The organism is Citrobacter sp. GW821-FHT02E08, from assembly GCF_059421685.1.
In genome coordinates, this window is record NZ_JBWKVL010000004.1 from 49,438 (window position 1) to 62,278 (window position 12,841).

14 protein-coding genes are annotated in these 12,841 nt (G+C 53.0%); 13 read left to right on the forward strand and 1 reads right to left on the reverse strand.

Going from position 1 to position 12,841, the window contains the following annotated elements:
* Window positions 1-25: 25 nt before the first annotated feature.
* Entirely contained in the window at window positions 26-1,027 is a 1,002-nt protein-coding gene (gene add / locus AC07UY_RS06745; protein WP_494700929.1) for an adenosine deaminase, read from the forward strand.
* 55 nt (window positions 1,028-1,082) lie between these two features.
* Here the strand turns inward: add and AC07UY_RS06750 are convergent, their stop codons facing one another.
* On the reverse strand, window positions 1,083-2,123 hold the full coding sequence (locus AC07UY_RS06750) for an oxidoreductase (RefSeq protein WP_494700930.1): 1,041 nt from the start codon (window positions 2,121-2,123) through the stop codon (window positions 1,083-1,085).
* A 240-nt stretch (window positions 2,124-2,363) separates the two neighbouring features.
* Here AC07UY_RS06750 and blr point away from each other — a divergent pair, with 240 nt between their 5' ends.
* From blr to gstA, 12 genes are all read left to right on the forward strand, one after another.
* On the forward strand, window positions 2,364-2,489 hold the full coding sequence (gene blr / locus AC07UY_RS06755; protein WP_203361281.1) for a division septum protein Blr: 126 nt from the start codon (window positions 2,364-2,366) through the stop codon (window positions 2,487-2,489).
* 304 nt (window positions 2,490-2,793) lie between these two features.
* Complete coding sequence (gene ydgT / locus AC07UY_RS06760) at window positions 2,794-3,009, forward strand: transcription modulator YdgT (RefSeq protein ID WP_162380406.1); 216 nt, start codon at window positions 2,794-2,796, stop codon at window positions 3,007-3,009.
* A 91-nt stretch (window positions 3,010-3,100) separates the two neighbouring features.
* The gene (locus AC07UY_RS06765) at window positions 3,101-3,541 is read left to right on the forward strand and encodes a DUF2569 domain-containing protein (RefSeq protein WP_192612120.1); all 441 of its coding nucleotides are present in this window, start codon (window positions 3,101-3,103) and stop codon (window positions 3,539-3,541) included.
* A gap of 76 nt (window positions 3,542-3,617) precedes the next feature.
* Window positions 3,618-4,199, forward strand: a complete 582-nt coding sequence (gene rsxA / locus AC07UY_RS06770; RefSeq protein ID WP_005121199.1) for an electron transport complex subunit RsxA — start codon at window positions 3,618-3,620, stop codon at window positions 4,197-4,199.
* Window positions 4,199-4,777, forward strand: coding sequence for an electron transport complex subunit RsxB (gene rsxB, locus AC07UY_RS06775; protein WP_494700931.1), 579 nt, complete (start codon window positions 4,199-4,201; stop codon window positions 4,775-4,777). Before rsxA ends, rsxB begins: the two co-directional genes overlap by 1 nt.
* The gene (gene rsxC / locus AC07UY_RS06780; protein WP_494700932.1) at window positions 4,770-6,977 is read left to right on the forward strand and encodes an electron transport complex subunit RsxC; all 2,208 of its coding nucleotides are present in this window, start codon (window positions 4,770-4,772) and stop codon (window positions 6,975-6,977) included. The genes rsxB and rsxC overlap by 8 nt, the downstream gene beginning before the upstream one ends.
* A complete protein-coding gene (gene rsxD, locus AC07UY_RS06785; protein WP_494659790.1) occupies window positions 6,978-8,036 on the forward strand; it encodes an electron transport complex subunit RsxD in 1,059 nt (352 codons plus the stop codon).
* 3 nt (window positions 8,037-8,039) lie between these two features.
* Window positions 8,040-8,660, forward strand: a complete 621-nt coding sequence (gene rsxG / locus AC07UY_RS06790) for an electron transport complex subunit RsxG (protein ID WP_494700933.1) — start codon at window positions 8,040-8,042, stop codon at window positions 8,658-8,660.
* 3 nt (window positions 8,661-8,663) lie between these two features.
* A complete protein-coding gene (gene rsxE / locus AC07UY_RS06795; protein ID WP_276291853.1) occupies window positions 8,664-9,359 on the forward strand; it encodes an electron transport complex subunit RsxE in 696 nt (231 codons plus the stop codon).
* Entirely contained in the window at window positions 9,356-9,991 is a 636-nt protein-coding gene (nth, locus tag AC07UY_RS06800; protein ID WP_494659792.1) for an endonuclease III, read from the forward strand. The genes rsxE and nth overlap by 4 nt, the downstream gene beginning before the upstream one ends.
* 612 nt (window positions 9,992-10,603) lie before the next feature.
* Window positions 10,604-12,109 carry a dipeptide/tripeptide permease DtpA gene (dtpA, locus tag AC07UY_RS06805; protein WP_494659793.1) on the forward strand — a complete coding sequence of 502 codons (1,506 nt, stop codon included), beginning with the start codon at window positions 10,604-10,606 and terminating at the stop codon, window positions 12,107-12,109.
* A 105-nt stretch (window positions 12,110-12,214) separates the two neighbouring features.
* Window positions 12,215-12,820 carry a glutathione transferase GstA gene (gene gstA / locus AC07UY_RS06810; protein ID WP_494700934.1) on the forward strand — a complete coding sequence of 202 codons (606 nt, stop codon included), beginning with the start codon at window positions 12,215-12,217 and terminating at the stop codon, window positions 12,818-12,820.
* The last annotated feature ends 21 nt before the right edge of the window (window positions 12,821-12,841 follow it).

The following is a 12,841-nucleotide window of genomic DNA, read 5'->3' on the forward strand; positions in this document are numbered from 1 at the left end:
TTATATTCAAAAAATGAGTGCGACCATGATTGATACTTCCCTTCCGTTAACTGATGTTCATCGCCATCTTGATGGCAACATTCGTGCCCAAACTATTCTTGATCTTGGCCGCCAGTTTAATTTGCCCCTCCCCGCTCAAACACTTGAAACCCTGATCCCACATGTGCAGGTAACCTCGACAGAACCTGACCTAGTCAGTTTTCTCTCAAAGCTGGACTGGGGCGTGAAAGTGCTGGCCTCGCTGGATGCCTGTCGTCGCGTGGCCTACGAGAACGTGGAAGATGCCGCACGTAACGGTTTGCATTATGTTGAACTGCGTTTTTCGCCGGGCTACATGGCCATGAGCCATCAACTCCCGGTTGCGGGCGTGGTCGAAGCGGTCATCGCTGGCGTGCAGGAAGGCAGCCGGGCGTTCGGTGTTGAAGTCCGTCTGATCGGCATCATGAGCCGCACATTCGGTGAAGCGGCATGCTTGCAGGAGCTTGAAGCATTGCTGGCCCACCGCGATCGCATCACCGCCCTCGATCTGGCTGGCGACGAACTCGGATTCCCGGGTAGCCTGTTCCTGTCACACTTTAATCGCGCACGTGACGCTGGCTGGCATATTACCGTCCACGCAGGGGAAGCAGCCGGTCCGGAAAGTATCTGGCAGGCTATCCGTGAGCTGGGCGCTGAGCGAATTGGTCATGGCGTAAAAGCCGTTGAAGATCGTGCGTTAATGGATTTTCTGGCTGAGCAGCGTATCGGGATTGAATCGTGTCTGACCTCCAATATTCAGACCAGCACCGTCGCATCGCTCGCCGTACACCCACTGAAAACGTTCCTTGAACATGGCGTGATGGCAAGCCTCAATACCGATGATCCCGCCGTACAAGGGGTAGATATTATTCACGAATACACCGTCGCGGCACCTGCGGCAGGTCTGTCCCGTGAGCAGATTCGCCAGGCGCAAATCAACGGTCTGGAAATGGCCTTCCTGAGTGAGGCGGAAAAACGCGCACTACGTGAAAAAGTGGCTGCGGCGTAAGCGTATCGTTGCCGGATAAGTCGCGCTTATCCGGCATTGCCGAAAAGAGAGAAAATCAGGTAAGACTCAGCGTTGCACGGTGTTTCGCTGACTCAATACCCAGTTCAATCAGCTCCATAATTTGAATAGCCTGACTCGCCGGAACCGGATTTTCTCCGTTACCGTTCAGCGCATCGCGGATACCGGCGTAATAAGCCGGATAGTTACCCGGAACGGTCAACCAGGTCTCTTCCACACGTTCTTCACCCTCAACACGCGTTAATACACCGTCACGCATATCGTAGCCCCAGTCCTCTTGCGGCAGACGTTCGCCATTTTTCAGACGTTCTTCTTGCGGATCAAGACCATATTTCACAAAGCTTGCGCGCGAACCGTGCACGATGTAGCGTGCCGATTCCGCCGCCGCCAGCATCGTGCCATGCAGAACGACCCGACGCTGTGGGTAGGCCAGCACGGCATGGAAGTAATCGGTAGATTGCGCACCCGGACGCAGTTGCGCGAGATCGACCGTCATACTGACAGGTAAGCCGAACAGATTAATGGCCTGATCGAGCAAATGCGGCGCCAGATCATACCAAATACCGCTGCCCGGACCGTCCTTTTCCCGCCAGCGTTCGCGAACCTGTGGACGAAAGCGGTCAAAGTGAGATTCAAAATACGCCACCTCGCCCAGCACACCATCGGCCAGCAGCGCCTTCAGCGTCAGGAAATCACTGTCCCAGCGTCGATTGTGGAAAACGGAAAGCACCCGCCCGAGACTGCGGGCTAATGACTCCAGCTCACGCGCTTGTGACAGTGTCACGGTAAACGGTTTATCCACCACGACGTGTTTCCCCGCTTCCAGCGCCGCTTTTGCCAGCGGGAAATGCGTGTCGTTCGGGGTGGGGATCACAATAAGGTCGATAGTCGGATCGTTGAAAAGATGTTTAGGCTCAGAGACAACCGCCACAGAAGGCCAGTCAGCCTTCACTTTTGTTTCATCACTACTGGATACCGCCGCCAGCTCCAGTCCAGGCGTCCCTACGATCAAAGGCGCATGGAAAGTTTTGCTGGCATAACCGTAACCGATTAACCCAACACGGATGTTGTCACTCATGTCATTGCCTCTCATTACAGAACATTCACATTTCACACTATCCAATAACCACTCACAATAGTTTAATGGCCTTACAACGACAAAGGCCATAAGTTAACTTAAGTCAAACAAATGCCACTTTACCTAAACTTGTTGTGAAAAAGTCGTTGAAATCGTTCCCGATGAACTTGCCGTCTTAAATGTTGATGGTAACATTTGCATCCTGTGTTTATGGATAAATCAAAGCAAATGTCGTCAGTAATGAATCGTCTTATTGAATTAACAGGCTGGGTTGTTCTTGTGGTCTCCGTCATTCTTTTGGGTGTAGCCAGTCATATCGACAATTATCAACCTCCAGAACCTACCGCCACCGTTGGGAAAAAATAAACGTCGCCGGGGTCAGATGCCGTACACGGCATGACGCGAGGATGTTTACCGTTTGGTCATCCCGTGAATCCGCAGTAAATTTATCAAAATAGGATAAATGTACCGCGTCCAGACCCGACGTTTATTGCCTGTTTTAAAGAAGCGCGTTACCCTTCCGGCGGGTGCTTAATTGCACCCGCCTGTTTATACGTAAGAACTATCTTATTTTGAAAATCACGTGTCGCTTAACGTTCCCTGCGCCTGGTTGTGTATTTTCATATTTACTACTCCGTTAGTGTTATTTTTTTAATATGGATCCCTATTTATGACTGTCCAGGATTATCTATTAAAATTCCGTAAAATCAGTTCACTCGAAAGTCTGGAAAAATTGTTCGACCATCTTAACTACACGCTGACTGACGATCGGGAGATTATCAATATGTACCGTGCCGCCGACCATCGTCGTGCGGAATTGATCTCCGGCGGACGACTGTTTGATGTCGGTCAGGTGCCCAAATCTGTCTGGCATTACGTGCAATAACGAAGAGAGTAGCGATCGCTGTTAAAAGATTTATAATAATCGCCCCAAAATAGAGGGTACGCCTGTTAGCGCCAGCAAATCTGGAGAAGATATGACCACAACACCGGCACAACGCATCGGAGGCTGGTTGCTTGGCCCGTTAGCCTGGCTGTTAGTCGCGCTATTGAGCGCATCACTGGCACTGCTGCTTTACGTCACTGCGCTTGCGAATCCGCAAACGCTAAAAGCGCTGAGTGAACAAGAGACGGGCAACTTAGTGCTCTGGGGCATTTCATTTTTGACTGCGATTGCGATGTGGTACTACACGCTGTGGCTGACAATTGCGTTCTTCAAACGCAGGCAATGTGTGCCTAAGCACTATATTCTCTGGCTGCTGATATCCGTATTACTGGCCATCAAAGCGTTTGCGTTTTCGCCAGTGCCTGATGCTTTTGCCGTTCGCCAGTTGTTGTTTCCATTACTGGCGGCTGCCCTGATGGCACCCTATTTCAAACGTTCAGCGCGCGTAAAAGCCACGTTTGTGAACCCGTAATAACCTTACAGTTCACCTGTTGTCGCCTGCTGTAGATTGACAGATAATAGGCGGCTTTTTTATTTCAGGCCGAAAAATGACTGATTACCTGCTGCTCTTTGTCGGAACTGTGCTGGTCAATAACTTTGTACTGGTTAAGTTTCTGGGCCTTTGTCCATTCATGGGAGTTTCCAAAAAACTGGAAACCGCTATGGGTATGGGGCTTGCTACCACGTTTGTGATGACGCTTGCGTCTATTTGCGCCTGGTTGATCGACACCTGGATTCTTATCCCGCTCGATCTCATCTATCTGCGCACGCTGGCGTTTATTTTAGTCATTGCCGTGGTCGTGCAATTTACCGAGATGGTGGTGCGTAAAACCAGTCCAGCACTGTATCGTCTGTTGGGGATCTTTCTGCCGCTTATCACCACCAACTGCGCGGTGTTAGGTGTGGCGTTGCTCAACATCAACCTCGGTCATAATTTTCTGCAGTCGGCGCTGTACGGTTTTTCCGCGGCCGTCGGCTTCTCTCTGGTCATGGTGTTATTCGCCGCGATTCGTGAACGCCTCGCCGTGGCAGACGTTCCTGCCCCCTTCCGTGGCAACGCGATAGCGCTGATTACCGCAGGTTTAATGTCATTAGCCTTTATGGGCTTTAGTGGTTTGGTGAAGTTGTAATGAATGCTATCTGGATTGCCGTTGCCGCCGTGAGCCTGCTGGGTTTGGCGTTTGGCGCCATTCTGGGTTATGCCTCCCGCCGTTTCGCGGTTGAAGATGATCCGGTTGTCGAGAAAATTGACGAAATTTTGCCACAAAGTCAGTGTGGGCAATGCGGTTATCCTGGCTGTCGCCCTTATGCAGAGGCGATTGGCAGCGAAGGTGAGAAAATAAACCGCTGCGCGCCTGGCGGTGAAGCCGTCATGCTCAAAATTGCGGAATTACTGAATGTGGACCCGCAACCCATTGACGGGGATGAACAGGAACTCACCCCGGTCCGCATGCTGGCAATCATTGATGAAAACAACTGCATCGGCTGCACGAAATGTATTCAGGCCTGCCCGGTAGACGCGATTGTGGGCGCCACCCGAGCGATGCACACGGTCATGAGCGATCTCTGCACCGGCTGCAATCTGTGTGTCGACCCTTGCCCGACCCAGTGCATCGAATTACGTCCGGTGGCTGAAACGACTGACAGTTGGAAGTGGGATTTGAACACCATTCCCGTTCGTATCATTCCCGTGGAACAACATGCTTAAGTTATTCTCTGCCTTTAGAAAAGATAAGATCTGGGATTTTGACGGCGGCATTCATCCACCGGAAATGAAAACCCAGTCAAACGGTACGCCCCTGCGCCAGGTTCCGCTGGCGCCGCGTTTCGTTATTCCCTTAAAACAGCACATTGGCGCCGAAGGTGAACTGTGCGTCAGCGTGGGCGATCGCGTGTTACGCGGACAACCGTTGACCCGCGGTCGCGGAAAAATGCTGCCGGTTCATGCGCCAACCTCCGGCACCGTCGTTGCCATTGCTCCCCATTCCACCGCGCATCCTTCCGCCCTGGCAGAACTCAGCGTCATTATTGATGCTGATGGCGAAGATTGCTGGATTGAACGCGAGGGCTGGGCGGATTATCGTACCCGGAGTCGTGAAGAACTGATCACCCGTATTCACCAGTACGGCGTTGCCGGACTCGGCGGCGCGGGATTCCCGACTGGCGTTAAGTTACAGGGCGGCGGCGACAAGATCGAAACGCTGATCATCAATGCGGCGGAATGCGAACCCTATATTACGGCAGATGACCGCCTGATGCAGGACTGCGCCGCCCAGGTGGTGGAAGGCATCCGCATTCTCGCGCACATTCTGCAACCGCGTGAGATTTTGATCGGCATTGAAGATAACAAACCGCAGGCCATTTCCATGTTGCGGGCGGTACTGGCTGACGCGCACGACATTTCGCTGCGCGTTATCCCGACGAAATACCCTTCCGGCGGCGCAAAACAGCTCACGCAAATTTTGACCGGTAAGCAGGTTCCGCATGGCGGCCGTTCCTCCGATATTGGCGTGTTGATGCAAAACGTCGGCACCGCGTATGCCGTTAAACGTGCGGTTATTGATGGTGAACCGATTACCGAGCGCGTCGTAACGTTGACTGGCGAGGCGGTGAGTCGCCCCGGCAACGTCTGGGCGAGACTGGGTACCCCGGTTCGCCACCTCCTGGACGATGCCGGTTTTTGCCCTTCCGCCGATCAGATGGTGATTATGGGGGGGCCGCTGATGGGCTTCACCCTGCCGTGGCTGGATGTTCCGGTCGTGAAGATCACCAACTGTCTCCTTGCGCCATCGGCCACTGAAATGGGCGAACCGCAGGAAGAAAAAGGCTGTATCCGGTGTAGTGCCTGTGCCGATGCGTGTCCGGCCGATCTGCTGCCTCAACAGTTGTACTGGTTTAGCAAAGGCCAGCAGCACGACAAAGCGACGGCGCACAATCTGGCGGACTGCATTGAATGCGGTGCCTGCGCCTGGGTATGCCCGAGCAATATCCCGTTGGTGCAGTACTTCCGGCAGGAAAAAGCAGAAATATACGCCATCAGTCAGGAGGAAAAGCGCGCCGCAGAAGCGAAAGCACGCTTCGAAGCCCGACAGGCACGACTTGAGCGTGAGAAAGCCGCGCGTCTTGAGCGACACAAAAGCGCCGCTGTACAGCCTGCCGCGAAAGATCATGATGCGATTGCCGCCGCGCTGGCTCGCGTGAAAGAAAAGCAAGCCCAGGCAATGCAACCGGTGATTATTCAGGCGGGGGCGAAACCTGACAATAGTGCGGTGATTGCCGCGCGCGAAGCACGTAAAGCGCAGGCCAGGGCAAAACAGGCTGGAAACGGCAACATCGAAGAGAGCCGTACCGATGCCGATCCGCGCAAAGCCGCCGTAGAGGCAGCGATTGCCCGCGCTAAAGCACGTAAGCAGGAACAACAGGCAGTCAGTGAACCTGCCGAACCCGTAGATCCGCGCAAAGCCGCCGTCGAAGCAGCCATTGCTCGCGCTAAAGCGCGTAAGCTGGAACAACAGGCAGTCAGTGAATCCGCTGAGCCCGTGGACCCACGCAAAGCTGCCGTTGAAGCGGCCATTGCCCGCGCCAAAGCACGTAAGCTGGAACAGCAGGCAGGCAATGAACCAACCGAACCCGTGGATCCGCGCAAAGCCGCCGTCGAAGCGGCCATTGCCCGCGCCAAAGCACGTAAGCAGGAACAGCAGGTAGTCAGTGAGCCTGCCGAGCCCGTGGACCCACGCAAAGCCGCCGTCGAAGCGGCGATTGCCCGCGCCAAAGCACGTAAGCTGGAACAACAGACGGCCAGTGAACCTTCCGAGCCCGTGGATCCACGCAAAGCCGCCATCGCAGCGGCGATTGCCCGCGCTCAGGCAAAAAAAGCCGCACAGCAGCAGGTTGTTAACGAGGAATAAATGGTATTCAGAATCGCAAGCTCTCCTTACACCCATAACCAGCGCCAGACATCACGCATCATGTTGCTGGTGCTTATCGCCGCATTGCCGGGGATTGCCGCTCAGCTGTGGTTTTTTGGTTGGGGTACGTTGTTCCAGATACTCCTGGCCTCGGCCAGCGCGCTGATTGCTGAAGCCACCGTGCTCCAGCTACGTAAACAGCCTGTCGTCTCGATATTAAAAGACAACTCCGCCCTGCTTACGGGTTTATTGTTGGCAGTGAGTATTCCGCCGCTCGCCCCCTGGTGGATGGTCGTGTTGGGGACTGTGTTTGCCGTCATTATTGCCAAGCAACTGTACGGCGGCCTTGGGCAAAACCCGTTTAACCCGGCGATGATTGGCTATGTGGTGCTGCTGATCTCGTTTCCGGTACAGATGACCAGCTGGTTGCCTCCGCACGAAATCGCAGCGTCTGTTCCTGGTTTTTCCGATGCGCTACAGGTGATTTTCACCGGACATACCGCCGCTGGCGGTGATATGAACACGCTGCGGATGGGTATTGACGGTATCAGCCAGGCAACGCCGCTGGATACCTTTAAGACATCGCTGCATGCAGGTCACTCGGTTGAGCAGATCATGCAATACCCCATCTACAGCGGAATGTTGGCGGGTGCTGGCTGGCAATGGGTGAACCTGGCCTGGCTGGCTGGCGGCGTATGGCTGCTGTGGACGAAGGCTATCAAATGGCACATTCCCGTCAGTTTTTTGCTGACGCTTGCCCTTTGCGCTTCGTTAGGCTGGCTTTTTTCACCTCAGTCACTGGCATCGCCGCAATTACATCTGCTCTCTGGCGCGACCATGCTGGGCGCATTCTTTATATTGACCGATCCTGTGACAGCCTCAACGACGAATCGTGGCCGGTTGATTTTTGGCGCACTGGCCGGCTTGTTAGTCTGGCTTATCCGCAGTTTTGGCGGTTATCCCGATGGTGTGGCCTTTGCCGTTCTGCTGGCGAACATCACCGTTCCCCTGATCGACTATTACACCCGGCCTCGCGTGTACGGTCATCGAAAAGGATAAACCATGCTGAAAACAATTCGTAAACACGGCATCACGCTGGCGCTGTTTGCAGCGGGTTCGACAGGACTGACCGCCGCCATCAATATGATGACAAAAACGACGATTGATGAGCAGGCTGCGTTGCAGCAAAAAGTGTTGTTTGATCAGGTTATTCCGGCGGACCGCTACAATAATAACCTACAGAATAGCTGCTTTGTCGTAAACAGCCCGGCATTGGGGAAAGGTACGCATCGTGTTTATATCGCCCGTATGGACGATACGCCTGTTGCGGCAATTCTCGAAACTACGGCTCCTGATGGATACTCCGGTGCAATTCGGCTGTTAGTGGGTGCTGATTTCAACGGTACAGTTCTCGGCACGCGAGTGACTGAGCACCACGAAACGCCGGGCCTGGGCGACAAAATAGAATTGCGGCTCTCCGACTGGATAACCCACTTTGCGGGCAAGAGCATCGGTGGAGAAAATGATGCGCACTGGGCGGTAAAAAAAGATGGCGGCGACTTTGACCAGTTCACCGGCGCGACCATTACGCCGCGAGCAGTTGTTAATGCGGTGAAACGCGCAGGTCTGTATGCGCAAACGCTGCCTGCGCAACTCCCCCAACTCACCGCCTGTGGAGAATAAACCATGAGCGAAATTAAAGACGTCATTGTTCAGGGGCTCTGGAAAAATAACTCCGCCCTCGTGCAGTTACTCGGTATGTGCCCTCTGCTGGCAGTCACCTCAACCGCCACCAACGCGCTCGGTTTAGGTCTTGCCACGACGCTTGTGCTGACACTCACCAACCTGACGATTTCGGCACTGCGTCGCTGGACACCCGCGGAGATCCGCATCCCTATCTACGTAATGATCATTGCGTCCGTGGTCAGCGCAGTACAAATGCTGATCAATGCTTATGCGTTTGGCCTGTACCAGTCGCTGGGGATTTTTATCCCGCTGATTGTGACGAACTGCATTGTGGTAGGCCGTGCAGAGGCGTTTGCCGCCAGAAAAGGCCCGGCGCTGTCGGCGCTTGACGGTTTTTCTATCGGGATGGGCGCCACCTGCGCGATGTTTGTGCTCGGTTCGCTGCGCGAAATCATCGGCAACGGGACCTTGTTTGACGGCGCAGACGGTCTGCTCGGCAGTTGGGCAAAAGTGTTGCGGGTAGAAATTTTCCATACCGACTCACCTTTCCTGTTGGCAATGTTGCCGCCGGGAGCCTTTATCGGTCTGGGACTCATGCTGGCCGTGAAATACCTTATTGATGAGAAGATGAAAAAGCGTCGTGCCGAAGCCGTTGCAGCAGATGCGCCGGCAGGCGAAACAGGGAATGTCTCATGAACAAAACAAAACGTCTGGAAATCCTGACGCGTCTTCGCGACAACAATCCACACCCCACGACAGAGTTAAACTTTACGTCGCCGTTTGAACTGCTGATCGCCGTTTTGCTCTCCGCGCAGGCCACGGACGTTAGCGTGAACAAAGCGACCGCGAAGCTCTACCCTGTCGCCAACACCCCTGCGGCGATGCTGGAACTCGGCGTAGAGGGCGTTAAGTCCTATATCAAGACGATTGGCCTGTTCAACAGCAAAGCCGAGAATGTCATCAAAACCTGTCGGATATTGCTGGAGCAACATAACGGTAAAGTTCCTGAAGACCGCGCCGCACTGGAAGCGTTGCCAGGGGTAGGACGTAAAACCGCCAATGTGGTACTCAATACCGCCTTTGGCTGGCCGACCATTGCCGTCGACACGCATATTTTCCGCGTCTGCAACCGAACCCAGTTTGCACCGGGCAAGAATGTTGAGCAGGTTGAAGAAAAGCTGCTCAAAGTGGTTCCGGCGGAATTTAAAGTCGATTGCCACCACTGGTTAATTCTTCACGGACGCTACACCTGTATCGCCCGGAAACCCCGTTGCGGTTCCTGCATTATTGAGGATCTCTGTGAATTTAAAGAGAAAGTCGATATCTGAATGACACGGAGGATGCCCATCCTCCTTACATTCATAACGTTTTGTTACACCCTCGAGACGCCGTCATTCACCGACAATGATACCAGGTCAGAAAGCCTTTCCAATGGAATATGCTGGCTATTAAACACTCCACCAGGTTAATCGTTTTTTTGATAGCGGAAATTTCTATTCATACGTGATCAAGATCACCTTGATAACTCGATGTGAATTTTTTTACCACTTTTTGTTAAAGTCACAATCAGTTGACCTGACCCCCTCTTTTCACTACAAAACATTACACTGGCTATTTTTCAGATAATGGCCTATTTCACTACTAAAAACCTTATATAGTAGAACATATCGCCACCATGGGGATTTCCGCCCCTTCCTGTAGAGTAATAAACTGCCTTTCTTCATTAGAAAAAATTTAACGCTACATAACATTTCGTGCGGCCGATGATTACACCAGATAAGTTAAATGTAACAGACTATTACAAACCCCTTGTCTGACAGGGCAAGATAGTGAACATTACTTGCCGTTTCCCCTCCCACTATAACAATCGGACGGATGAACTTGACTCATCACGTACCTGAACTCCCCCGTTGATATGGGATGTAAAAAAAGAGGTAAAAGTGTCTACTGCAAACAATAAACCAACTGAAAGCGTGAGTTTGAACGCATTCAAACAGCCTAAAGCGTTCTATCTCATTTTCTCTATCGAGTTATGGGAGCGTTTCGGTTATTACGGCCTGCAAGGAATTATGGCCGTCTACCTGGTAAAACAACTGGGTATGTCAGAAGCTGACTCCATCACCCTTTTCTCCTCCTTTAGCGCCCTGGTTTATGGACTGGTCGCTATCGGTGGTTGGTTAGGTGATAAAGTATTGGGCACCAAACGCGTCATTATGCTCGGTGCTGTCGTATTGGCGATTGGTTATGCTCTGGTAGCATGGTCTGGCCACGATGCAGGTATCGTTTATATGGGTATGGCGGCCATCGCGGTCGGTAACGGCCTGTTCAAAGCGAACCCGTCTTCTCTGCTTTCTACCTGCTATGCGAAAGATGACCCGCGTCTGGACGGTGCATTCACCATGTACTATATGTCCGTCAACATCGGTTCATTCTTCTCCATGCTGGCAACGCCATGGCTGGCTGCCCGCTACGGCTGGAGCACGGCATTTGCACTGAGCGTTGTCGGTATGCTGATCACGGTCGTTAACTTCGCATTCTGCCAGCGCTGGGTTAAACAGTATGGTTCCAAACCTGACTTTGAGCCGATCAATTTCCGTCATCTGCTGCTGACCATTCTGGGCGTTATCGCGCTGATCGCGATTGCAACCTGGCTGCTGCACAACCAGCAGGTCGCACGTATGGCGCTGGGCGTAATCGCACTGGGCATCGTCTTTATCTTCGGTAAAGAAGCCTTTGCGATGAAAGGTGCCGCGCGTCGTAAAATGATTGTTGCCTTCATTCTGATGCTTGAAGCCATCATCTTCTTCGTTCTGTACAGCCAGATGCCGACGTCTCTGAACTTCTTTGCTATTCGTAACGTTGAACACTCCATCCTGGGTATCGCGTTTGAACCAGAGCAGTATCAGGCGCTGAACCCGTTCTGGATCATTATCGGTAGCCCGATTCTGGCCGCTATCTACAACAAGATGGGTGATACCCTGCCGATGCCAACCAAGTTTGCTATCGGTATGGTGCTGTGCTCCGGTGCGTTCCTGATCCTGCCAGTCGGCGCGAAATTCGCTAACGAAGCAGGTATCGTATCCGTTAACTGGCTGATCATGTGCTACGGCTTACAGAGTATCGGTGAGCTGATGATTTCCGGTCTGGGTCTGGCAATGGTCGCACAGCTGGTTCCACAGCGTCTGATGGGCTTCATCATGGGCAGCTGGTTCCTGACAACCGCAGGCGCAAACATCATTGGTGGCTATGTCGCTAACATGATGGCGGTGCCGGAAAACGTGACCGACCCGCTGATGTCTCTGGAAGTCTATGGTCGTGTGTTCCTGCAGATTGGTATCGCTACTGCGGTTATCGCTGTTCTGATGCTGCTGACAGCACCAAAACTGAACCGCATGACTCAGGACGACGATGTACGCGAAAAAGCCGCCAAAGCCGCAACTGCGTAATTTTCAGGGAAACTGATTTTAAGGCCGCTAACGTTAAGTTAGCGGCTTTTTTTTTAGCCGACGTAGCACTACCATTGGTTAAACCTCAGCAAAAAGGAGTTACCGATGAAATTGTTCTACAAACCGGGTGCCTGCTCTCTTGCTTCTCACATCACCCTTCGCGAGAGCGGTAAAGATTTCACGCTGGATAGCGTTGATCTGATTAAAAAACGTCTGGAAAACGGCGATGATTATTTCGCGGTGAATCCGAAAGGACAGGTTCCTGCACTACTGCTGGACGACGGCACGCTGCTGACTGAAGGGGTCGCCATTATGCAATACCTTGCTGATACCGTCCCCGACCGCCTGCTACTGGCACCCACCAGCAGTATTGCTCGCTACAGAACGCTGGAATGGCTCAACTACATTGCGACAGAGCTGCATAAAGGCTTTACGCCGCTGTTCCGCCCGGACACCCCGGAAGAGTACAAACCGACGGTTCGCGCCCTTCTGGAGAAAAAGCTGCACTACGTGAATGACGTACTCAACGATGACCAATGGATCTGCGGGCCGCGTTTCACCATTGCAGATGCTTATCTGTTCACCGTGCTGCGGTGGGCGCGAGCCGTTAAGCTCAATATGGAAGGGTTAACGCATATTGACGCCTATATGGCGCGGGTAGCAGAACGCCCAACCGTCAAGGCGGCGCTTAAAGCAGAGGGATTGAATTAACGATTGTTATCGCCGGGTGGC